Origin of the sequence: Lapidilactobacillus wuchangensis, from assembly GCF_003946645.1 — a bacterium.
Lineage (GTDB): Bacteria > Bacillota > Bacilli > Lactobacillales > Lactobacillaceae > Lapidilactobacillus > Lapidilactobacillus wuchangensis.
The window spans coordinates 54,759-78,002 of sequence record NZ_RHOU01000008.1 but is presented as its reverse complement, the minus strand read 5'-3'; the positions used below and the strand labels follow the sequence as shown (position 1 = coordinate 78,002).

Below are 23,244 nucleotides of genomic sequence, written 5' to 3'. Positions count from 1 at the left end.
AAACACACCAGTTGCCCGCTGGTGTGTTTTTTCTTGTTTTCAGATCGATTTCCAACCAAAGTTCCAAGCCACTAAAACCTGGTGGAGGTGTTCAAACAGAATTGGTTCTGTCTGCATTGCGGGCTGCTTGGCGTGGAACGCTGCCGACGCTGATTGAAGCCTTTTTTCAAAAGTCTCCAATACAGGTCTTATTGTAAGTGCTAAAGCACCAAACGTGTTCAGGGCGACAAATGGCTATGTCTAACTTAATTATTTGCTCGATCGGCACTTGCCGCTCAATCAAATAATTGAAGTTACACTACGCCAAAAGTGCGCCGTCCCTCACACTCTAACAATAATTTTGCGGCTGACGACAAGATCCCTCCATTCCGTCTGGAGCTGAAGTGGTGCACGTCATCTTTGTTAGTGCTTAAGGCAAGTGTAGTGAAATTAATCAACTTGATTTGAATTGCAATGATAACTGAATAGCAAATCAAAAAGCTCGTTTGACATTCCTCCGGTTTTATCCAGAAAAGTTGTCAAACGAGCTCATTAGTTTATTGCAATTTGTTTTTCAATTAGTGGTGATCAATTCTGTTAGTTTCCACGGGTGGTTGCTGGGCGATGGATATCCAATTTCACTAGTATTGCCTTGATATCAATCAAATCTACAGTGGTTTTAATTAGCTCAAAACGTAGTGGAGGCCGCCGGGTTGTCAGTCGCCAAATTCTTCTTGCCGCTTCAGCGGTTAGAAGAAGGCTTGTATTTGAGATTGTTGCGCAGCAATAAGCTCAAATCAACGCCGGCAGCGTTCCACAACCCACCGGACGCAACGGAGTTGTCATCCCCTCTGCTCAAAACCAGTTCAGCTTCAAATAGACGGCCACAGCGTTCAACGCCCTTAAAATCGCCCAGCAATCACCTTTCCAAATTGGAGAGGTCTCGGCACAATCCTTATGCCACCAATTCGGTTACAAAACCAGTCAATTAATTTTCGTAAATATAAACTTTGGCTTCGTATGGGCGCAGAGTTGTACCTTGATCATCAACATAGTTCTTAATCAACGGTTCGCGTTCGCTATCCTTTAACTCAGGCAGATCACAAGTGACTGTATTTTGGCTGAAGTTGCAGACAACTAAAATCGTTTGCTTGTCATCATAACGATGATAAGCCCAAATTCGCTCATCATTGGCCAGCAACAATTCATAATTCCCATAAACAATTACTGGGAACTGATGGCGTAGGCCGTTGATTCGTTGATAATAATAATAAATCGAATTAGGGTCACGAAGAGCTGCTTGAACATTAATCGTTTCACAGTTGGAATTTACAGCAATCCAAGGATCAACGCCTTCTTCAGAGAAGCCAGCATTAATACTAGCATCCCATTACATTGGTGTCCGGGCATTGTCGCGGGACATCCGGTGAGCCGCCTCAATGAATGCATGGTTATCTAGCGCATGCTTTTCTTCAACTAAATCGCGATAAGCATTGACCGTTTCAATATCCCGATAATCAGAAATTGAATTGAAATCATAGTTGTTGGTCATCCCGATTTCTTCGCCTTGGTAAATATACGGTGTCCCTTGCAAGAAGTGCAGCGCTGTCGCTAACATTTTAGCTGAAAGCACCCGATATTCTGGCGTCGTGTCATTACCAAAACGTGAAACAACGCGTGGTTGATCATGATTGTTCCAGTATAGAGAATTCCACGCCTTGCCATTCAATTCCATCTGCCACTTACTCATAATTTGCTTTAACTCAGTTAACTTGTAAGCTTTTGGCCGCCACTTACCTAATTCAGGATCTTGGTCAATCCCCATATGCTCGAATTGGAAAATCATTTCCAACTCATGGCGATCAAAACCAGCGTAATTAATGGCATCATATGGCTTAACATCAGGTGTTTCACCAACAGTAATAACGTCAAACTTCGACAAAACCTTTTTGTTCATTTCCAGTAAGTAATCATGAACGTGGGGTCCATTGGCGATTGGCGCAATATAGCCGTCTTTGTCTGGCAAAATATTTTCCGGCTTGGAAATCAAGTTAATGACATCCATTCGAAAACCGTCAACGCCCTTATTCAGCCACCAAGCCATCATCGTAAAGATCGATTGGCGCAAATCAGGATTGGTCCAGTTCAAATCAGGTTGTTTCTTCGAGAAAAGATGCAAATAATACTGACCAGTTTTCTCATCAAATTGCCAAGCTGAGCCACTAAAGGATGACTGCCAATCATTTGGCTCGTGGCCATCGACAGGATCATGCCAAATATAATAATCGCGATATTTATTTTCCTTGCTAGAACGACTTTCCGCGAACCAATGATGCTCATCAGATGTATGATTTACAACTAAATCCATCATAATCTTCAAGCCGCGATGATGGGCCTTCTTCAATAGTTCCTCGAAGTCCTGCATCGTGCCGAAATCCTTCATAATTGCTTGATAGTCAGCAATATCATAGCCATTATCATCATTAGGTGATTTATAAATGGGATTCAACCAAATCACATCAGCACCTAAAGTCTTGATATAATCCAAATGTTGAATAATGCCTTGTAAATCACCAATACCGTCACGATTGGTATCTTGAAAACTACGTGGGTAAACTTGATAAACAACAGCCTCTTGCCACCAATGTTTTTGCATCAATCATACCTCCGTTTATCTGTTATTAAGTTAAGATTAGTTTAATTAACTAGGCTTTGCAAGAGCAATACCCTTGTTTTCGGTAACAAGCGTCGATTAAAATTTATTTTTCACGAATGTTTTGAAAAAATAAGTCAGGTTAGTCCCGTTAAGTTCTGAAAACTGCTACACTTAAAGTAAGCTTATTATAAACAGATAAAGGAGTTAAACTCATGGAAACCCTCACTTTTAATCAAACTGCTAATGGCCTCCAAAATACGCAAACGGAGACTTGGACCTTCAAGCGTGGCGTTGGCTACGCACCCGTTCAAGCACTAGTCTCAGCCACCGCCGTCTGTGAAAGTTACGTCTATCAGGAAATCCTGACCAATTCCAAAATCAATTATACTTTTGAAAAAACTGTTGTCTCTTACGAGCGCGAAGAAACTGGCCATGTTAATCCCATAAAATCAATGAGTGTCACCTTCTATTTAAAGGGCGTGCCCGCGGAAAAACAAGGCTTAGCAACGCGAGCATTGCGGTTAGTTCAGGCCAACTGCCCCGTTTCTCAATCATTAAATCCGAATATCCAAATTTCCGAGACAATTATTTTTGATGATTAATTAAGTACTACATTGAAGTAGAGTCAATAATTGTAATTAAAACCCCGTTGGCATTTTGAATGCTAACGGGATTTTTCGATCTGTTTCTGCTAATTGAACTGTCCCAACTGATGTTACACGAATAGTGTCTGACTGTATTGCAAGCTGCTTGGCGTGGAACGTGGTTGGGATTGATTTGAGATGATCACAGACCTAAGCTCAAAACCTTTAAAACCTGATGATTGTATTGAGACAGAATTGAGTTTGACTCCATTTCGGGCTTGCTGGTTGTGGAACGCTGCCGACACTGATTGAAGCCTTTGCTTTGCAAAGTCTCCAATACAGGTCTTATCGTAAGTGCTAAAGCACTAAACGTGTTCAAAGCAGCAAACGGCTATGATTAACTGAAATAATTGCTCGATCTGGTTGCACCAGCTCAATCAATTATTTACAGTTACTCTACGCCGAAAGCCCGCTGCTCATCACACTCTAACAATAATTTCGCGGCTGACAACCACGCCCTCCATTCCGTCTGGAGTTGAATTAGCTCACTTCACATTTGTCAGTGTTTAAGGCAATGATAGCGAGATTCAGAAACTCATTTCAATCAGTAATCATAGTTAAGTCGCACAAAAAAGCGGTGTGGCAATTCCTATTCTTCATAGAAATTGTCACACCGCTTTTGTATCATCACAATCTGGTTCAGCCAAATAGTGGTGATCAGTTTTGTTAGTTTACTCAGGTGGTGACGGCGCAATTGGCGTCAGCTATGAAATTATTCTTGCCGCTTTAGCGGTTAGAACAAGGCTTGTATTTAAGATTTTGTGTAACAAAAGCTTAAATCAATGCCCATGGCGTTCCACGCCCCTCAAATTGCGCCGTCACCACCTCTTTTATTGGGGAAAACTTACCACCAATTTATTCTCCTGAACTAATTGATTCAAATCGCTGGTTCCCTGCCGCTCTCAATTACAAATCGACTTAATCACTAGTTTAAACATACAAATAAACAGATAAAAACATCAAAAACGATCCTAACATAACAAACACGTGCCAAATAACATGAATGTATTTAATACCGCGCATACTGTAGAGCAAGGCGCCGAAAGTATAGGCAATGCCACCAGCGATCAACAACCACAATCCTGTTTGACCAATGCTTGCCGCCAACGGCCGTGACGCTAGCACGACGATCCAACCCATTAAAATATAAAGTAAGGTCTCAAAAATCGGATGTTTGCCAACAACAAAAACCTTGTAGAGAATGCCCAATAAAGCCAATCCCCAAATAATGCCAAACATCGTCCAACCTTGCCAGCCGCCTAAAGCTACTAAGGTGTATGGTGTGTAGGTCCCCGCAATCAAAATAAAAATTGAACTGTGATCAAAAATTTGAAAAACGTGCCGCGCCTTAGTAAAAATCAAGCTATGGTACAGTGTCGAAAATAAGTAAAGTAAAATCAAACAACTACCGTAGATTGTAAACGTCACGATTCTGACGGGACTATGCAAAGATACGGCGCGAATAATTAATAAGATTAAACCAGCGACTGACAAACCGAAGCCAACGCCGTGCGTAATTGCTGAAAAAACTTCATTGCGGACTTCATAACTGTGGGTATCGTGTTCTGGTTTATTGAAAAGTGCCTTAACTGTCATTATCATCATCTCCAAAAGTTCTTACGGAGATAATTATAACACATCATCTAGTTTTTAAAACTAGATGATAAATTTTTCTTGTTTTTTAAGTACTACTGTCTTATAGATAGCGGCCACTTCACTCACCACCGCTAGCAATCACCGAAATTAATAAAAAAGCCATTATGGTGATTTTATACTCGTAAGCGTAAAGCACCATAATGGCTTTTATGTTTAAAGCAACTCGTTATTTAATATAGGCATATTTATAGTTCCACTGTGTACCAGCGGTGTTATGAATAATCCCCTTAACTTTCTTATTTTGCATGTATGAGTATACGCTCTGATATAACGGCGTTACGCCCTGATCTTTGGAGAGCAACTGGCTAGCAGCAACCAAATCTTGCCAACGTTGCTTTTCATTGTTGGCGTCTGCTGTAGAAGCTTTCTCAACTAACGTATCATATTCTTTATTGCTGTATTGACCATAGTTATATGAAGTGCCAGTTTCAGGAATTTGTAAGAAGGAAATCGGATCATTAAAGTCAGCACCCCAACCAGCTAAGGCAATGTCGAAATTACCATCACGGCGTTCTGTTGAAGCGACCGTTGTTGGCACAGTTCTGATTTTAACTGTCAAACCAGTTAATTCCTTCTCCAACTGGCCCTTCAAATATTGCACCACAATATTAGTTGATGGATCATCACCGTTATCATTTCCAGCCAATAAAGTTAGAGCTACTTTCTTCACGCCAGTTTCACTTTGAGCTGCTGCCCACTTCGACTTGGCTAATTTCAAATTATAGTCCATTGTATTAGCGGTTTTCTGAGCCTTTGAGAAATCCTCGCCAGTCGTAGGATTCTTCGCCAAATCAGTTGATACGAAACCAGTTGGCACTAGTGAGCCACTACCTAAAACCTTCTTGGTCAATTGCGCCCGATCCAAGGCCAAGGAGATTGCTAATCGAACATTTTGGTTAGTTAAAATCTTTTTCTTCGTCTCATCTTTCGAAGCGAAGTTATAACTCAAATAGCTAACATAGGAATATGGATATTGAGTGTACTCTTTGTCATCTTGATAAGTTGGCACTTGTTCCTGGGATAGCTGACTTAAATCTAATTTACCATTCTGATAAAGATCTAAACTAGTTTGGGCGTTACTAACGACGGTATAACTAATTTTATCCAACTTAACCTTATCGGCGTCCCAATACTGGTCATTCTTAACAAATTGCCAGGTATTGTTGGTGCCTTTCCAGCCGGTAATCTTGAAGGGACCACTGTACACCATATATTTGGAATTAGTGGCATATTTCTTCCCATATTTTTCAATGACTTTCTGATTCTGTGGTCCGAATAATGGATAGGCCATTAACACTTTGAAATAAGGAATCGGCTTTTCCAAAGTAATCACAACAGTTTTCGCATCAGGCGCCGCAATCCCAATTTGATCAGGGTTCATTTTACCTTGATTAATTGCATCGGCATTTTTAATGCCATCGAATAAATACGCATATTCAGACTTGGTACTTGGGGTGATGGTCCGCCGCCAGGAATAAACGAAATCTTGAGCGGTAATGGCATCACCGTTGCTCCATTTAGCGTCGCGTAACGTAAAAGTATACGTCAGTCCATCGGCACTAGTTTTAACAGCCTTGGCTAATCCTGGGGTCACTTTGCCATTCTCGCCTAAGCGATAGAAGCTTTCAAAGACATTACCGGTCTGGCCATAACCAGTCGAGGTTGCAATATCGATTGTATTCAGCTGCGCCGCTGCCGGCAAATTCAAAACTTGCGCTGATTTGCCCGTACTTGAGGCCGCCTTTTTATTACCGCAAGCGGCTAACCCAATTGCCAACGCCGCTACTAATAACCCACTAATAATTAAACGTTTGTTTCTCATCTTAATTAATCCTCCCATAATCTAAAAAAAGCTAGTCGCGAATATAAAGCATCCGTGGCTAGCCGCAATTACTACAATACTGATCAACTTTATTCAATACTAATCTTCACTAGTACTAACATCGTAAATCGACAATAGAGGTAGGCTTTGAGGCACACGGAACTAGACTGTTATCCATTAGACAACAGTGGCAACACACATTCAATTTTTCTGCTGTTTGTGTGGACATGGCCGATCAACCTCCTAGAAGAATTGTGAAACGATTTCATATTTTTATGATACTTTTTAAAAGTAAGTCTGTCAACACAAAACCATCGCCCCTTTTTTGAAAATAATTGTAAATAAAAGTAACAAAAAATTGTTGCCAACTCAGCTTTTAAATCATTAAAAATAAATTATCTTGATTTACAATACACAATATTTCAAAAACCCACCATTTCATTCTTAAAACCTGTTATGATTGAGTTATCAAGATTAGATGAATTTTTAGTAAGCGAATTCATTTTCTGGGTTGTGAATTTATCGGGCAAGCACTGTCTACCCAAAGGTTAATCTGAGCTCATTATTAATTGTTTTACTTATAATGATGATTTACCGCGATTTTTAAATAGACTAGGGCATTTATCAAATCAAAGACGCCATTGTTTTCTTTTTGATTCCCCCTTCCTACCATCTATTCAATAAAATCTACCTCTAGCAGGCAACCGTGCGGTAATTCAGTCTTTCGTCACTCCACCCCCTCATGGAGTGACTTTTTTATAGCACCGTTATAACGGTGAATGATGGTGACTTAAAGCGCTTTCTAGTTGGGAACGGCAGGGGCCCAGCGATTTAGAGGGCGTGGAACATGGTGGGCGTTGATCTGAGCTTATTGCTACGCAACAATCTCAGATACAAGCCTTATTCTAACCGCTAAAGACGGTAAGAATAATTTCACCATTGACGCCAATCGCTGGGCCCCTGCCTGAGTTAAACTTGCAGAATTAAGCGGCGCTACTTGGCCAAATCAGATTGTGGTAATACAAAAACGGTGTGACAATCTCTATTTGATTAATAGAGGAGTCACACCTGTTCTTTTGCTGTTCAACTATTATTACTGATTGAATTGAGTTAATGAATTCCAATAGCATTGTCTTAAGCGTTAATAACTGTGAAGTGAACCAACTCAACTCCAGACGGAATGGAGGGCGTGGTTGTCAGCCGCCAAATTATCGTTAGTGCTTTAGCACTTACGATAAGACCTGTATTGGAGACTTTGCAAGGCAAAGGCTTCAATCAGTGTCGGCAGCGTTCCACAACCAGCAAGCCCGGAATGGAGTCAGACGCTATTTTGTTTCGGCATCTCCATTAGCACTCTTCAAACTTACGTACACTTCTTATTGAACTGAAACAAACCTACTTAGCAACCTTAATCAACTTAACTGCATAAGGGTCTAGATCCAATGTACCTGCAGCAACGGCTTGCTTGCTTAACAGATCTTGACCAGCTTTTGACCAGCTAACTTGTTCAGATTTGCCACCATTATTAATGATGAAGTAGTAGCTGGCATCTGCTTGATCACGACGCGTAATTTCTACAGCCTCGCTAGTTGCATAGTGTTCCCAGCCGAATTGATCAATCAATTGACCAACTAAGTAATCCAAGCCCTTCGCAGCTAATTGAGTGCCAACATAGAAGGCTTGCCCCTGGCCAAATTCGTTCTCTGTGACTGCAGGTGTGTCTTGATAGAATTCACCCTTACTATAATTAGCCAAAGCTTTAGCGCCTTCAAGATGCATGATATCGCAAAGCATATCGCACGAGAAGTCTGCTTGATCATTGAATGTGACTTGATAGTGCTTTTCTGGTGGTAAAGCATCAAATTCTTCGACCCAGATACCAAGTAATTCACGTAATGGACCAGGGTAGCCGCCAATAAAGACGTTATCGTTACGGTCAACCAAACCACTCATGAACGTCGTTAAGAAATGACCACCATTTTTAACATAGCTCTTTAAGTTGTCAGCCACACCATCTTTAACCATGTATAACACTGGGGCCACAACCAAATCATATTTAGCTAACTCTTTAGCTGATAAATCAGTTGGGATCAGGTCAACGGCCACATTTTGCCGATAAAAAGCAGCATAGTACTGATGAATTTGATCGACATATTTTAATTGAACATTAGGACCACTGGCATATTCTAAAGCCCAGTAGTTATCCCAATCAAACATGATTGCAACTTTAGCTGGTGTCCGCGCACCAAGAATTTCAGTGCCTAAACCATTTAATTCATGACCTAAAGCAGCTGTTTCTTTGAAGACACGGGTATTATCGGTGTCAGCGTGGCTAATGACAGCACCATGGAATTTCTCAGTGGCACCACGAGATTGCCGCAACTGGAAGAATTGAATCGTGTCAGCACCATGAGCCATTGCTTGATAGCTCATTGAGCGCATTTGACCAGGGCGTTTCAAAGAATTATATGGTTGCCAATTTTGTTGTGATGGTGTTTGTTCCATTAACATAAATGGCGCGCCACCTTTAACCCCACGCATTAAATCATGAGACATCGCGGTAAAACTATAAGGTGTATTGTATGAAGGATAGTTATCCCAAGAAACCAAATCCATTTCCTTAGCCCACTTGAAATAGTCTAAGTCCTTGAAAGTTCCCATCAAATTAGTCGTAATTGGTGTATCAGTGTCAAATTTACGAATGGCATCACGTTCGTCAGTGAAGTTCCGCAAAATACTATCAGACATGAAGCGTCGATAATCAATGGATAAACCAGCAATTGTTGAATTATCTTCACCAATGGCATCGCCTAAATCATTAGGTGGGAAAATTTCTTCCCATTCATAGAAAGTATGACCCCAGAAGTGAGTATTCCAAGCCTGATTAACAGCATCGAGATTTTCGTAATGTTGTTTTAACCAAACCCGGAAAGCTGCAGCACAGTTGTCACAGTAGCATTGGCCGCCATATTCGTTGGAAATATGCCAACAAACCACATTATCCAAGTGACCATAATGTTTCGCCAATTCACCAGCTAATTTCTGGCTGAAGAAGCGGAAAGTTGGGCTATTTGGGCAAGCATTATGCCGACCACCAAAACGGTGATGACGGCCTGCAAAATCAGTCCGCGTTACATCAGGATAACGATTAGCCATCCAAGCTGGCAAAGCAGCAGTTGAAGTAGCTAAGACAATTTGAAAATGATTCTCTGTTAATAGGTTGATAATATCGTCAAGCATTGAGAAATCATAACGTTCTTCTGAAGGCTGAATTTGTGCCCATGAAAAAACGTTGATCGTTGCTTCGTTAATGTCGGCTTTCGTCAACAGTTGCATATCCTTATACCAAACTTCTTTAGGCCATTGTTCAGGATTATAATCGCCACCGAACAAAATGCGCTTAAATTGTTTCGTTGTCATTATTTAACCTCCATAATTAAGTGATAACGTTTTAATAATTTCAGTTTAACTGACAAAAGCGCTTTTTTGTCGTATGATTTGAAGAGAAAGTATCACTATTTGAACTTTTTCATTGAGGTGTTGATTTTGCGAGTCGTTTTTACTCAGATTAATAACCATTTGCCTTTATTCCTGGAGAGTATCGGCGCCGATTGGCAGCAAGAGGATGTGCAACGACCAACAGGTTATCGCTACTACCATTGGCTGCAAACAACTTCTGGTCAAGGCGTAGTCACGATCAATGATCAGTCGATTATTCTAAACCGTGGCGCTGGTATCTTAATCAGTCCCCATGTTCCCCATCAATACCGAAGTGTGAAACCCAATCAGTGGCGCACCGAATACCTCACTTTTGGTGGTCGTAATGCCAGCGATTTGTTAGATAGTCAGCAATTAAACTATCAATTATTTAACAAGTACAATTTAGCCTTGCAACAATTTATCGAAAAAAATGGATCAGCCGTCACTTTGACGTCTGATCCCAATGAACTCTCTGTTTTTATTTATCGCTTTATTCTGTTGTTAAATCAAGCCCGGCAAGAAAATGGCTTACTCAATTCGCGCCAACATAATTTACCGATTCTAGCTAAAGTAAAACAGTTTCTCGATGCTAGCTACCAACAACCGGTCACCAATCAGCAACTAGCAACTCAGTCTGGATTTACAACGCAACATTTGAACCGTCAGTTTAAACAACGTTATCACGCGACACCACTACAATATTTAACTGACTTACGGCTACGTAAGGCCCAAGTACTCCTCATTAGCCAGCCAGAACTAAGTATTGAACAAGTGGCGATTCAAACCGGTTTTAGTAGCAGTAGCTATTTTATTGCGCAATTCCATCGACAAACTCAATTAACCCCACGGCAATTCCGCCAGTTACATTAACCACGACTAGTAAAATCAGTTACGTGTGGGCCAGCCACTTGAATGCCCGCCTCTAAAATTCGTAGATCGGTCAGCAATTCGTCATCGCTAACTAATTTAGGCTGGTTAGCCGTTAAGGTCGCCACCATCGCATCATAAACACGGCCATAATCACCTTGAGGAGTGGGCAGGTCCTTATCGATCCAATCCCCATTACTATTTTGGTAATGCAGATGGCCGTAAGCACTTGGCGCATCCTGACCAAAATTAGCAGCCCCAGGCATAATTTGAGCCTTGAGATCATTCTCCTGCTGGTCAATACCGTATTTGATAAAACTACCCATGGTGCCATGTAAAATAAACTTCGGATAAGGCGTAGCTACTAAATTACTCGACTTCACCTTGGCCTTAAAGCCCTCATAGAACAGGTCGACCTCATAATAATCATCTAAGTTACCTTGATTCTGTTGCGGGCGAATATCGTAATAAACTTGTTTTGGCTGACCAAATAAAGCAACCATTTGATCAATCGTGTGAATACCTAAGCCATAAAATTGACCATTAATCGGATCACCATCTTGGTTCGTTGTTTGCCGGCGATAATGATCTAAATGAGATTCAATTTCTAGTGGTTGGCCTAAATAACCGACTTGTAACACGTGTGCTAAAGCCAAATAGTCACTATCAAAGCGACGATTTTGGAATGGCATGGCAATTAAATGCTTTTCTTTAGCTAAAGTTAATAATTCTTCCGCCTCGGCAGTCGTTTCGCAAAATGGCTTCTCAACTAAAACATTCTTACCATTAAGTAGTAATTGTTTAGCCAAATCATAATGCGTTGCTGCTGGTGTAGTGATCGTCACTAATTCAATTTCTGGGTCCGCCAATAACTCAGCAAAATCCGTTGTTAAATGAACACCCGCTTGCTGATATGCTGCTTGTTCGGCCGGATAATGGCGAAATCCGTGATCATAAATCGTTTTTACTTTTAAATTAGTCCGTTGTTTCAAGTATGGTAGATGATAACGGTTGGCGCTCTTTCCAAACCCAACAATAGCCATTGTAACTGTCATCGTTCACTCACCTCATCAAAAGATTTATTACTTTAATTGTACTTGCTTTAACTAAAAATAACAGCCATTAGCCTAATTATGTCAGGCTATTCTAAAAAAGATTGCTTGCAATTTTTTTTAGCTGCTCTAAACTTAAATTAATAATCAACATTCCTCGGGGGGAAAGTTAATGACCTTTTCAGCAAAAACTCGTCAAGACAACCTAGTTCGCTTGGCCAACGAAGATTTTGACATTTTAATTATTGGTGGTGGGATTACTGGCGCCGGTGTAGCGATTCAAGCTGCGGCTTCTGGTTTTAAAACCGCGCTAATTGACATGCAAGATTTCGCTGAAGGGACTTCTTCACGCTCAACTAAAATGGTTCACGGTGGTATTCGTTACTTGAAAAACTTTGACGTTGGTGTCGTTGCCGATACTGTTCGTGAGCGTCAAAATGTCCAACGCATTGCCCCCCATATTCCCCAACCGATTCGGATGTTACTACCGATTTATCGCGAACCCGATGCCACTTATGATATGTTCTCAGTGAAGGTGGCCATGGGATTGTACGATCGTTTAGCCGGCATTAGTAATCCGAACTTGACCAGTTTCACTTTGACCAAAGATGAAGTTTTAGCGCAAGTACCCGAGATCAATCCGGATAATCTTTTAGGTGGCGGTTCTTATTTGGACTTCACCAATAACGATGCTCGTTTAGTCATCGAAAACATTAAAAAATCGGCAGCCTTTGGTGCTGTAATTGCCAGTCATGTGAAAGCAACGGCCTTTACGCACGACCAAAATGGGACAATTAACGGTGCTGATGTACAAGATACTTTAGCCGACAATCACTTCCATATTAAAGCAAAGTTTGTGCTTAATGCGGCTGGTCCCTGGGTCGATCAAATTGATTTGATTGATGATAAACTCCCCTTCTTAAAGCAAATGCGGCCAACTAAGGGGATTCATTTGGTCGTTGATTGGCATAAATTACCGGTACCCCAACCTTTATACGTCGATAGCCTGCATCATGATGAACGAATGATTTTCATTATTCCCCGATTTGATAAAACATACTTTGGGACCACTGATACTGATTATCACGGTGACCTTGTGCACCCACAAATTGAACAGCAAGATGTGGACTATTTATTGTCAACGATCAATCAGCGTTTCCCCGACGCCAACATTAAATTAAGTGATATTGAAGCCAGTTGGGTTGGGATTCGGCCCTTGATCGCGTCCAACTCCAGCTCTGATTACAACGGTGGTGGTGGTTCTCATATTACTGACCAAAGTATCGACCGCGTTATTGGTATCGTCAATAACTACAGCCAAGGCCGTGCTTCACGAAATGAAATTGCTGAAGCCATTCTGGCCAGCGAACAGGACTTATCCGAAAAGATTCTCAAACCATCACAAGTTTCCCGTGGTAGTTCTTTAAACGTTAAGGAAGACGGTTTGATTGTTTTATCCGGTGGTAAAATTACTGATTATCGGCGTATGGCTGCTGGTGCCATTCAACTACTAACGAAGTTAATGAAGGAAAAATATCAGCTGATTTATTTACCTGTTGATTCCAAGCATTTACAAGTTTCCGGTGGTGACATTAATCCTGACACAGTTCCCCAGGAGCTACAAATGATCAGTAGTCAAGGTGAGGCACTAGGCTTGTCACAAATGGAAGCCCAGAAAATCGCTAATCTCTTCGGTTCTAACGCCCTACAAATCTTTACCGGTATTCGAACGACTAAGCCAGCAGCAGGTCTATCGTTAAGTGAAACCTTAATTCTCAACTACTGTTTAAAAGAAGAGATGGTTCTCACCCCAGTTGATTACTTGCTCCGTCGCACCAACCACCTACTTTTTGAAGCGGAAAGTTTTACCAAAGTAGCGCAACCCGTTATTGAGGCAATGGCCGCTCACTTTAATTGGTCTCCTGATGAAATCAAACAGCAAAGCAGCCATTTAAAACAGGTATTTCAACAAAGTCAGCTTGATTATTTAAAGGCGGGCCAAAGTCACAGCGTTAATTTGCAAAGTCTTCACTAACCGATTAGTTTTTTGTGTCGAAATTTTGATAAAATGAACATACATTAAAGTTTGTTATTAATCGAGAAGACTGGCTATATCCAGTTAATTCACTCCTAAAAGCTCGCAAAAGAATTTTGTTGAGCTTTTTTTATTAGCACAAAATTAAATTTAGGACCTATTTCTCATTTAAATTTGTTCAATAACAACGGCATTACTGATTTGATAGTCATTATTCGATTTTCAAAAAAGCGGCAACAATCTCAGATAACTCTCATGATTAACTGAAAAAATTGGTTTATAGTGGTTTTTGTATACTTTTGCTATCTAATTTAAGGGGGTCAATCATGACTGATGAAAAAAAACCAAAGCAGCTATTTTGGTATAACATTGCCTTGCTTGCTTTCGTTAGTGTTTGGGGTTTAGGAAACGTTGTTAACAACTTTGCCCAAGAAGGTTTAGTCGTTGTCGTTTCTTGGATCTTAATCATGATTTTATATTTTGTCCCATACACGTTAATGGTCGGACAAATGGGTGCCACGTTCAAAGATGCCGAAGGTGGTGTCTCCAGCTGGATCAAGGAAGTGTCAACTCGGCGTTTAGCTTACTTTGCCGCTTGGACTTACTGGGTAGTCCACATTCCTTATTTGGCTCAGAAGCCACAATCAATTCTAATTGCTGGTAGTTGGTTGTTCCGTTCAAATGGGAACTTTGTTAAAAACACGCCATCAATTATTGTTCAGTCACTTTGCTTGGTTATTTTCTTAATCTTCCTATATATGGCTTCACGAGGAATTGCAACATTGAATCGGGTCGGTACGATTGCCGGTATGTCAATGTTTATCATGTCAATTCTCTTTATCGTCTTAGGTTTGTCAGCACCAGCAATGACTGGGTCGACAATTGCCACTGCTAACATGACTCACGTTGGTAACTATATTCCTAAATTCGATTTCAAATATTTTACTACTATTTCGATGTTAGTCTTTGCCGTCGGTGGTGCTGAAAAGATTTCGCCTTACGTTAACAAGACTAAGAATCCAGCTAAGAACTTCCCTAAAGGTATGATTGCTCTAGCCATCATGGTAGCGGTTTCAGCAATTCTTGGTTCTTTCGCCATGGGGATGATCTTCGATGCCAACAATATTCCCGATGACTTAATGGCCAACGGTGCTTATATCGCTTTCCAACGGTTAGGTAATTTCTATCATGTTGGTAACTTGTTACTCTGGATTTACGCCATTGCCAATGCTTTAGCATCAATTGCTGCTTTGGCAGTTTCAATTGACGCCCCATTGCGGATTTTGCTTGACGATGCTGATCCTAAATTTGTACCAAGGGCCCTTCGTCAAAAAACAAATGGCGGTGTGCCAATTAACGGTTACAAATTAACTGGTATCTTGGTTAGTATCATCATTATTATTCCGGCATTAGGTATTAGCGGAACTAATAATTTGTACAACTGGTTATTAAATCTTAACTCAGTCGTGATGCCCCTTCGTTACCTGTGGGTATTCTGGGCCTTCATGATGTTGAATAAACAGCTTGATAAATTCCATTCAGACTATATGTTTGTTAAGAATCCAAAAGTTGGTTTTGGTTTTGGTGCTTGGTGTTTCATCTTTACCGCCTTTGCTTGTATCCTCGGCATGGTTCCTAAGATTACTTACGCCAGCAACCCAAGTGCTTGGTGGTTCCAATTAGCACTTAATGTTTTGACACCAATCGTCTTGATTGGGATTGGCTTCATCTTACCAGCTATTGCTCGTCGTCATAATGGCGAAGAATTAAACTAGCCTTATCTTTTAAATAATAAGTCATCAAAAAGGTCCTCAGCTGTTTACTAGCTGAGGACCTTTTTTTAATGAGTAATTTGATTTAGTTAAAATTTAGCAATTACATCAGCGTTTAATTGCCGAATAATTAACTTAGCTAAATTCAAAGCATTTTCATAGTCAGAGTAAGCGATAAAACAATATGGTGTATGCGCGTATCGTACGGGCACACTGATCACAATCGTTGGTGCACCATTATAACGATTAATAATGGCACCGTCTTGGCCACCACCCGTTCGAACTGACCGTTGCACTGGAATATCATTTTCTGCAGCAATATCCAACGCAAATTGTTGGAAGTGTGGATTGGTGACAATTGTTGAGTCAAAGTGGCGCAACATTGGGCCTTTACGCAAGCCAGCTTGAATCAAATAATCTGGCATCACTGTATCATCTGCTGGTGCACCTTCAAAAACAATTGCCAAGTCCGGTTTGATTTTACGAACGACTACTTCGGCACCACGATCTCCTACTTCTTCCTGAGAAGATAAGCCAGCAACTAAATCAACATCTAACTGATCATTGCCTAAATCTTTCATGGTTGAAGCCAACAAGGCAGTCCCGATCCGGTTATCAAAGGCTTTACCCAAGAATAACTCAGTATCCTCATTATATTCGCAAGTAATATCTGGTACGACTGGCGCCCCAATTTCAATTTGATAAACGTCGGCAATTTCTTGGGCACTTGAAGCACCAACATCAATGCTGAGCTCGTCCATCTTTGGCAAACGAGTTCGTTCTTCTGGTGTCATAAAATGTGGTGGTGTGCTGCTAACAATTCCAGAGATCCACTTTCCGTGACGATTTTGAACTTTTACTTTTTGTGCCGGAATTGTAACGATGGCCCAACCACCGACTTGGACAAACATCATTTGACCATTTGACTTAATCGCACGAATCATAAAACCAACTTCGTCTGAATGTGCGTCTAATTCAACCACTGGTTTAGTACCAGTATTGTTGTTTTGTTGGACGAAGACATTACGCATATGATCTTCAGTTATTTTCCCAGTTCCAGCTACCTCTTCTTTAAATAGTTCGGTAACTTTATCTTCAAATGCCGAAATACCATAAACATTTGACAACCGTTGGATCAAATCAATTGCTGCTGACTTTTCCATTTTTCCATCTCCTATTCGATTGTTTCATGTGGAACAATTCTGGTAATGCCTTAATTATAAGCTATTAGCGCCGTTTTGTCTTAAATAAGTCGATTGATTTTGATTCAATTAATATTGCAACTGTCATTTTGCTAACAGCCAGATGTTCCACGTGGAACAATTTACTGGCTCACATATTTTGAAAGCTTACTTTTCTTTTCTCGAAAACATGATATAATACTTTTGGGTGCCAAACCCTGAGAACAAAGTCTGCTGGCGCGTCAGCGTTTAGAAAACAGGCTTGTGTTCTCTTTTTTATTTCTCGAAGAAAAGTGCTAAAATCATTTTGGGAGATGAGTTAAATGGGTAATCCAAAATGGTTAAATATCTTGCTAGTCATTATTTACGCTTTAGTGGTCATTCTTTTATTAGTGCATCAAAGCATGGCCTCAATGTACTTAATGGGTCTTGGTATGTTAGCGGAAGCAGTTTACGGGTTAGTTTCATCAACAAAAAAGCATTAACGATTTCGATTCAGCTTAATGATTCGTCTTACATAAAAAAGCTGCCATCAAATTAAGATGGCAGCTTTTTTATGTGGTGCGCTAATGTTAATTAAAATCAATTATTTTGCCCAAACATCGTGTAAAATAACGGTTTGATGACGATCAGGGCCAACTGCAAAAGTAGCCAATGGCACACCGGTCAGTTCAGCAACTCGTTGTAAATAATGTTGTGCATTTTCAGGTAAGTCAGTTAAAGCCTTAGCTCCAGTAATATCTTCTGTCCAACCTGGTAATTCTTCATAAACGGGTTGGCATTTAGCCAATTCGTTTAAACTAGCTGGATAACGATCAATTGTTTCACCATTTAACTGATAACCAACGCAAATTTTAACAGTTGGCAAGCCAGTTAAGACATCAATCGAATTTAAGCATAAATCTGTCAACCCAGCAACACGACGAGCATGACGAATAACTACCGCGTCAAACCAGCCAATTCTACGAGGACGTTTCGTAACCACCCCATATTCATGACCAGCTTCACGAATAAAATCACCGGTTTCGTTCAACTGCTCAGTTGGGAAAGGGCCATCACCAACGCGAGAAGTATATGCTTTGGCAACACCAACAACATGATCAATTGTCGAAGGGCCAACCCCGGCACCAACTGAAACACCACCGGCTGGGTTAGATGAAGTGACATAAGGATAAGTTCCTTGATCTAGGTCAAGCATCACGCCTTGAGCACCTTCAAAGAGGATATTACCACCCTGTTGAGCAGTCTGATCAATTAAGACTGATGTATCCTGAACAAAAGGTGCTAATTGTTGTCCATATTGATAAAACTTTTCAAAAATATCGTCGAAAGATAATGGATCTTGATGATACACTTTTGTTAATAACTCATTCTTAAATTTAAGATTTTCGGCTAATTTTTCGGCGAAAACATCGCGTTCCAACAAATCAGCCATGCGAATACCGCAACGACTTGCTTTATCCATGTATGCTGGGCCGATACCACGATTGGTCGTACCAATCTTATTAGCACCGCGATAAATTTCTTGTGCCTTATCTAAGGCAATATGATATGGCAGAATTAAATGAGCCCGATTAGAAATGACAAATTTATCAGTACTTAATGACTCTTCATGGATATGAGCAATTTCGCCAACTAATGATTCCGGATTAACAACTACCCCATTACCAAGAATACTAAATTTATCTGAATACAATATTCCAGATGGAATTAATCGCAGTTTGTAAACATGTCCCGCATTCTTAATGGTATGCCCGGCATTGTCGCCACCTTGATAGCGCACAATTGCATTTGCTTTCTGACTAAGAAAATCGGTAATCTTACCTTTTCCTTCATCGCCCCATTGAGTACCAATTACTACCACACCAGTCATTTCGACAGCTCCCTTTTCTTGATTAAATCAGACGCCAAAGCATATCTTATCATTAATGCTAATATTAATCAATTTTTAGTTGCTAATGTTCGCATTTTAAACGCTTTCATAACTATTTCTGATAATTTTATCTTATAATAGCAAAATAGGATTATTTCCCGGGAAATAATCCTACTATTTTTATTAGCTATTGTTCTCGTGTTGAAACTGACGAGAATTTATTAAATGATTTTACAAACAACAGATTAACGGTTCCTCGCGCACCGGAACGGTTCTTTTCAATGATCACTTCTACGGGACCAACATTTTGATCATCGTCATCATTAACAGCTGGTGAACCTGAAATATCGCCATCACCATCTTCGCCTTCATCACGATAGTAATCATCACGATATAAGAAAGCGACAATATCCGCATCCTGTTCAATTGAACCTGACTCACGAATATCAGATAAAACTGGTCGTTTATCCTGACGTTGTTCAACGCCACGAGAAAGTTGTGATAAAGCAATAACTGGTACATGTAATTCTTTGGCTAATTTCTTTAATTGCCGCGAGATTGCTGAAACTTCTTGTTGTCGGTTTTCTTGACCGCTACCTTCAATCAGCTGTAGATAATCGATTACGATCAATCCTAAGTTTTTCTGTTCTTGTTGCAGGCGTCGACACTTGGCTCGAATTTCAGCCATCTTAACACCTGGCGTATCATCAATATAAATTTTGGCTTTGGCCAGGCTGGCCATGGCGACAACTAATTGTTGCCATTCAGCATCATTTAACTGGCCTGTTCGCAAATGGCCCGCATCAATACTGCCTTCCGCACAAACCATCCGGTTGACTAACTGTTCAGCACCCATTTCCAGGCTAAAGATAGCAATTGAAGTATCTTCATTACGCGTTCCGATATTTTGGGCAATATTTAATGCAAAGGCTGTCTTACCAACACCAGGCCGCGCTGCTAAGATCAATAACTCATCCGGATGTAAGCCAGCTGTGATTTTATCCAAGTCTGCATAACCCGTTGAAAGACCCGTTACCGTGCTATCATTTTGCGTTAAGGCATCAATATTGGCCAACGACTCCGTTAACACATCACTAATTTGCTTAAAGCCGTTACGATTACGATTTTGGCCGACATCCATGATTTCACGCTCAGCACCATCAAGAATCGTTGCCGCGTCATCATCTTGCTGATAACTATCTTTGATAATATGGTTGGCTGCACCAATCAAGTTACGCAACATGGATTTTTCTTCAACAATTTTAGCGTAATAGCTAATATTACGTGCGGTTGGTGTGGCCATGGCCAAGTCACTTAAGTAGCCAATGCCACCAATATCCTCTAATTGATGATGGCTTTCCAACTCATTACGCATCGTAACGACATCAATGGCCAAGTTCTGATCATTTAAATTGATCATTGCTTGAAAAACTATTTGGTTGGCATGGTGATAAAAATCAGCCGGTGTTAAATATTCCATGGCATCAATTAAAGATTCCGGTTGCAAAAAAACGGCCCCTAGGACTGACTGCTCGGCTTCTTCACTATTTGGTGGTAATTGATTTGCTATATTATCCATTTCTGCTCCTCGTTACGAGCGTTATAACGCCAAAACCTGTTTAATAAATCTAAGCTCGTTGATTCTATTATAGTAAAAAAAACCGCCAAGGGGAATTGAATCCTCATGGACGGCCGTAATTTATTCATTAACGACAATTGTAAGTCTACTCAGCCGTGATGTGAACACGAATTGTGGCATTAACACCATTAAAAAGCTTCGCAGGCACATTAGTGTAGCCCAGTGCCTTAATTGGCTCTGCTAACTGTAATTTACGTTTATCAATAGTGATGTCGTATTGTTTAGCTAAAGCTTCCACGATTTGTTTACTTGGTACTGAACCAAATAAACGGCTATCAGCGCCAGCTTTTGACTTCAATTGAACAACAGTGTCGTCAGCTTCCAACTTTTCTTTAACGGCGACGGCTTCAGCTTTTTCATTGGCTAATTGCTTTGCTTCAGCTTTTTGTTGGCCTTGTAATTGGCTAATGGCCTCTTTAGTTGCAACTTTGGCAGCACCATTTTTAATTAAAAAGTTACGAGCATAGCCATCAGGAACTTCCTTCACATCGCCACGCTTGCCTTTACCACGTACGTCTTTCAAAAAGATAACTTTCATTGTTGTAACCTCCTATGATTGCTGATCCTGATCAGTTTGATCTTGCTGGTTCAGAATCGTAATTAATTGCTTCTTAGCGTCTTCAATCGTGGTGTCCTTAAGTTGAGTCGCGGCGTTAGATAAATGGCCGCCACCACCCATTTTTTCCATAATTATCTGAACGTTAAAGTCACCTAAACTGCGAGCCGAAATGGCGATGACGTTATCAACGCGTCGACTAATGACAAAGGACGCATCGATTCCGGCCAACCTGAGAATCGTATCAGCTGCTTGTGCCGCAATAACTGGGTCATAAGCTTGATCTTCTTCACCTGCAGCTAAAGCAATTCGTGGCCGCACCATTTCCATGCCGTCAATCAAATGATTGCGTTGAATGAAGTCGTCAGCATTTTCCTTCAATAACCGTTGCACCATTGAATTGTCAGCACCGACTGAACGTAAATAACTAGCCGCATCAAAAGTCCGGGTCCCAGTGCGTTGGGCAAACGATTGGGTATCGACTGAAATACCAGCTAACATCGCTGTTGCTTCGATCTTATTCAACGGCTCAGCATCAGTTGGTTGATACTCAAAAATCTCAGTAATCAACTCACAAGTTGAGGACGCATACGGTTCAATGTAGGTCAGCATTGGATTCTCAGGGAATTCCTCGCCACGACGATGGTGGTCAATGATGACAACCCGTTGCTCTAATTTATGGTATAACTCAGGACTGATCGAAATTGATGGCTTCGAATGATCAACCATAATTAGCATACTCTTTGCAGTTGCCGCTGCCAAGGCCTGCTCTGGCGTGACCACACATTGAATTAAATCTGGATAACGTTTGATTTCCTCAACTAATCGCTGAACATCAGAATGAATTGACGATTGATCAAGGACAATATGACACTTCACATTATTCATTTGCGCAATCCGGCGAATCCCCAATGAAGCCCCAATCGCATCCATATCTGGGTGATTGTGGCCCATGACATAAATATCTTGAACCTGGGTAAATAAGCCTTGCAGTGCCTGACTGATCATTCGCGCTCTAACACGCGTCCGTTTCTCCATTGGATTCGTTTTACCACCGTAGAAACGTGCTTGTTGGCCCTTAGCACGGACGACAACTTGATCACCACCACGGCCTAAAGCCAAATCAAGGTTGTTCTGGGAAGTAACAGCTAAGTCAGCTAAGTTATCACTACCATAGGCAAAACCGACGCTGAGAGTAATCGGAAAGTTCTGTGCCGAGGTATCTTCACGAATGCGATCCAAAATTTGAAACTTGTTTTTCTCGGCTTTAGCCAATGATTGGGCATAGGCTAAAACAAAGAAATGATCCTCATCAACTCGTTTTAAGAACATTTCATAACGGCTAGCCCAATTACTCAAGCGGTTGGTCAGGTAATTACTTAAATTAGAAACGCCCTGATCGTCCATTGTTTGGGTGATTTCATCATAATTATCAACGAAAATTTGGCCGATAACAATTTGTTGATCAATAAATCGTTGCTCGATTTTAGCTGAGTGGGTCACATCTAATAAATAAAGTGCCCCGACTTTGGCTTGTAGGGTGATTTCAAACTTATACTCGCCCCAGTCAACAATTCGTGAAACATCATCTTCTTGATGTTGTTCAATTAACGTCGCCAAATCAGCATCTACATCTTTGATCTTGCGGCCTAGAACACTGCGATCGCCAAGATACTTCTGCAAAGTCGGATTGACCCACTGTATCTCATAATCAGTATCAAACAACATAATCCCAATCGGCATTTGGATCAACGCTTCTTGTTCGCCCCGTTTAATGCGATAGGACAAGTCAGAAACATACTGATTGGTATTTTTAGAAAGTACTTCAAACCCATAGAAAATAACGCCGACTAGTAAAATGATTGCGACCAGAAAAATAAGGCCAAAAATTGGCTCAATGATCAAAGCAATCACACTAGCAGCAATAGCTATACCGAGAACGGTTAACGCGATAACCCGCAGTTGCAAATCGGCGAAAAAGGTCGGTAAAGCAAATTTATCCTTTAAGAAATTAATAAACTTCTTCATAATA

At 40.8% G+C, this 23,244-nt stretch carries 15 protein-coding genes and 1 pseudogene; 6 read left to right on the top strand and 10 right to left on the bottom strand.

Going from position 1 to position 23,244, the window contains the following annotated elements:
* Positions 1–967: 967 nt before the first annotated feature.
* Positions 968–2,635, bottom strand: a pseudogene (locus EKM82_RS07715) (glycoside hydrolase family 13 protein).
* A 212-nt stretch (positions 2,636–2,847) separates the two neighbouring features.
* On the opposite strand from EKM82_RS07715, the gene EKM82_RS07710 reads away from it, so the two are divergent.
* Positions 2,848–3,237, top strand: coding sequence for an OsmC family protein (locus EKM82_RS07710; RefSeq protein WP_125767729.1), 390 nt, complete (start codon positions 2,848–2,850; stop codon positions 3,235–3,237).
* Positions 3,238–4,209: 972 nt separating this feature from the next.
* On the opposite strand, the gene trhA is transcribed toward EKM82_RS07710, so the two are convergent.
* Together trhA and EKM82_RS07700 are read right to left on the bottom strand one after the other, a co-directional pair.
* Positions 4,210–4,875 (bottom strand): PAQR family membrane homeostasis protein TrhA, encoded by a 666-nt coding sequence (gene trhA / locus EKM82_RS07705; RefSeq protein WP_125767727.1) that lies wholly within the window; start codon positions 4,873–4,875, stop codon positions 4,210–4,212.
* A gap of 226 nt (positions 4,876–5,101) precedes the next feature.
* The gene (locus EKM82_RS07700; protein ID WP_125767725.1) at positions 5,102–6,757 is read right to left on the bottom strand and encodes a peptide ABC transporter substrate-binding protein; all 1,656 of its coding nucleotides are present in this window, start codon (positions 6,755–6,757) and stop codon (positions 5,102–5,104) included.
* 1,180 nt (positions 6,758–7,937) lie between these two features.
* Between EKM82_RS07700 and EKM82_RS11485 the strand changes: the two genes are divergently transcribed.
* Complete coding sequence (locus EKM82_RS11485) at positions 7,938–8,108, top strand: hypothetical protein (RefSeq protein ID WP_164508174.1); 171 nt, start codon at positions 7,938–7,940, stop codon at positions 8,106–8,108.
* Positions 8,109–8,152: 44 nt separating this feature from the next.
* Here the strand turns inward: EKM82_RS11485 and EKM82_RS07695 are convergent, their stop codons facing one another.
* Positions 8,153–10,177: a beta-galactosidase gene (locus EKM82_RS07695; RefSeq protein ID WP_125767723.1), complete on the bottom strand. Its 2,025-nt coding sequence runs from the start codon at positions 10,175–10,177 to the stop codon at positions 8,153–8,155.
* A 126-nt stretch (positions 10,178–10,303) separates the two neighbouring features.
* Between EKM82_RS07695 and EKM82_RS07690 the strand changes: the two genes are divergently transcribed.
* Positions 10,304–11,107 carry an AraC family transcriptional regulator gene (locus tag EKM82_RS07690; RefSeq protein WP_164508173.1) on the top strand — a complete coding sequence of 268 codons (804 nt, stop codon included), beginning with the start codon at positions 10,304–10,306 and terminating at the stop codon, positions 11,105–11,107.
* Here the strand turns inward: EKM82_RS07690 and EKM82_RS07685 are convergent.
* Positions 11,104–12,159, bottom strand: a complete 1,056-nt coding sequence (locus tag EKM82_RS07685) for an oxidoreductase (RefSeq protein WP_125767719.1) — start codon at positions 12,157–12,159, stop codon at positions 11,104–11,106. The genes EKM82_RS07690 and EKM82_RS07685 overlap by 4 nt on opposite strands.
* A 169-nt stretch (positions 12,160–12,328) precedes the next feature.
* On the opposite strand from EKM82_RS07685, the gene glpO reads away from it, so the two are divergent.
* Both glpO and EKM82_RS07675 read left to right on the top strand, forming a co-directional pair.
* On the top strand, positions 12,329–14,191 hold the full coding sequence (glpO, locus tag EKM82_RS07680) for a type 1 glycerol-3-phosphate oxidase (protein ID WP_125767717.1): 1,863 nt from the start codon (positions 12,329–12,331) through the stop codon (positions 14,189–14,191).
* A gap of 326 nt (positions 14,192–14,517) precedes the next feature.
* The gene (locus EKM82_RS07675; protein ID WP_125767715.1) at positions 14,518–15,966 is read left to right on the top strand and encodes an APC family permease; all 1,449 of its coding nucleotides are present in this window, start codon (positions 14,518–14,520) and stop codon (positions 15,964–15,966) included.
* 86 nt (positions 15,967–16,052) lie between these two features.
* Here the strand turns inward: EKM82_RS07675 and EKM82_RS07670 are convergent, their stop codons facing one another.
* Positions 16,053–17,126, bottom strand: a complete 1,074-nt coding sequence (locus EKM82_RS07670; protein ID WP_125767713.1) for a M42 family metallopeptidase — start codon at positions 17,124–17,126, stop codon at positions 16,053–16,055.
* Between the two features lie 341 nt (positions 17,127–17,467).
* Between EKM82_RS07670 and EKM82_RS11480 the strand changes: the two genes are divergently transcribed.
* Entirely contained in the window at positions 17,468–17,629 is a 162-nt protein-coding gene (locus EKM82_RS11480; RefSeq protein WP_164508172.1) for a hypothetical protein, read from the top strand.
* Between the two features lie 101 nt (positions 17,630–17,730).
* Here EKM82_RS11480 and EKM82_RS07665 read toward each other — a convergent pair whose 3' ends face one another.
* The 4 genes from EKM82_RS07665 to EKM82_RS07650 form a co-directional block, all read right to left on the bottom strand.
* Entirely contained in the window at positions 17,731–19,017 is a 1,287-nt protein-coding gene (locus tag EKM82_RS07665; RefSeq protein WP_125767711.1) for an adenylosuccinate synthase, read from the bottom strand.
* Positions 19,018–19,204: 187 nt separating this feature from the next.
* The gene (dnaB, locus tag EKM82_RS07660; RefSeq protein ID WP_125767709.1) at positions 19,205–20,596 is read right to left on the bottom strand and encodes a replicative DNA helicase; all 1,392 of its coding nucleotides are present in this window, start codon (positions 20,594–20,596) and stop codon (positions 19,205–19,207) included.
* Between the two features lie 145 nt (positions 20,597–20,741).
* Positions 20,742–21,194: a 50S ribosomal protein L9 gene (gene rplI / locus EKM82_RS07655; protein ID WP_125767708.1), complete on the bottom strand. Its 453-nt coding sequence runs from the start codon at positions 21,192–21,194 to the stop codon at positions 20,742–20,744.
* A gap of 12 nt (positions 21,195–21,206) precedes the next feature.
* Complete coding sequence (locus EKM82_RS07650) at positions 21,207–23,240, bottom strand: DHH family phosphoesterase (protein WP_125767707.1); 2,034 nt, start codon at positions 23,238–23,240, stop codon at positions 21,207–21,209.
* Positions 23,241–23,244: the final 4 nt, after the last annotated feature.

Coding starts and splice junctions, on each gene's coding strand:
- EKM82_RS11480 (WP_164508172.1), top strand. CDS start 17,468: ATGGGTAATCCAAAATGGTTAAATATCTTGCTAGTCATTATTTACGCT.
- EKM82_RS11485 (WP_164508174.1), top strand. CDS start 7,938: ATGGAGGGCGTGGTTGTCAGCCGCCAAATTATCGTTAGTGCTTTAGCA.
- dnaB (WP_125767709.1), bottom strand. CDS start 20,596: ATGGATAATATAGCAAATCAATTACCACCAAATAGTGAAGAAGCCGAG.
- glpO (WP_125767717.1), top strand. CDS start 12,329: ATGACCTTTTCAGCAAAAACTCGTCAAGACAACCTAGTTCGCTTGGCC.
- trhA (WP_125767727.1), bottom strand. CDS start 4,875: ATGACAGTTAAGGCACTTTTCAATAAACCAGAACACGATACCCACAGT.
- EKM82_RS07710 (WP_125767729.1), top strand. CDS start 2,848: ATGGAAACCCTCACTTTTAATCAAACTGCTAATGGCCTCCAAAATACG.
- EKM82_RS07670 (WP_125767713.1), bottom strand. CDS start 17,126: ATGGAAAAGTCAGCAGCAATTGATTTGATCCAACGGTTGTCAAATGTT.
- EKM82_RS07695 (WP_125767723.1), bottom strand. CDS start 10,177: ATGACAACGAAACAATTTAAGCGCATTTTGTTCGGTGGCGATTATAAT.
- EKM82_RS07665 (WP_125767711.1), bottom strand. CDS start 19,017: ATGACTGGTGTGGTAGTAATTGGTACTCAATGGGGCGATGAAGGAAAA.
- EKM82_RS07650 (WP_125767707.1), bottom strand. CDS start 23,240: ATGAAGAAGTTTATTAATTTCTTAAAGGATAAATTTGCTTTACCGACC.
- EKM82_RS07700 (WP_125767725.1), bottom strand. CDS start 6,757: ATGAGAAACAAACGTTTAATTATTAGTGGGTTATTAGTAGCGGCGTTG.
- EKM82_RS07675 (WP_125767715.1), top strand. CDS start 14,518: ATGACTGATGAAAAAAAACCAAAGCAGCTATTTTGGTATAACATTGCC.
- rplI (WP_125767708.1), bottom strand. CDS start 21,194: ATGAAAGTTATCTTTTTGAAAGACGTACGTGGTAAAGGCAAGCGTGGC.
- EKM82_RS07685 (WP_125767719.1), bottom strand. CDS start 12,159: ATGACAGTTACAATGGCTATTGTTGGGTTTGGAAAGAGCGCCAACCGT.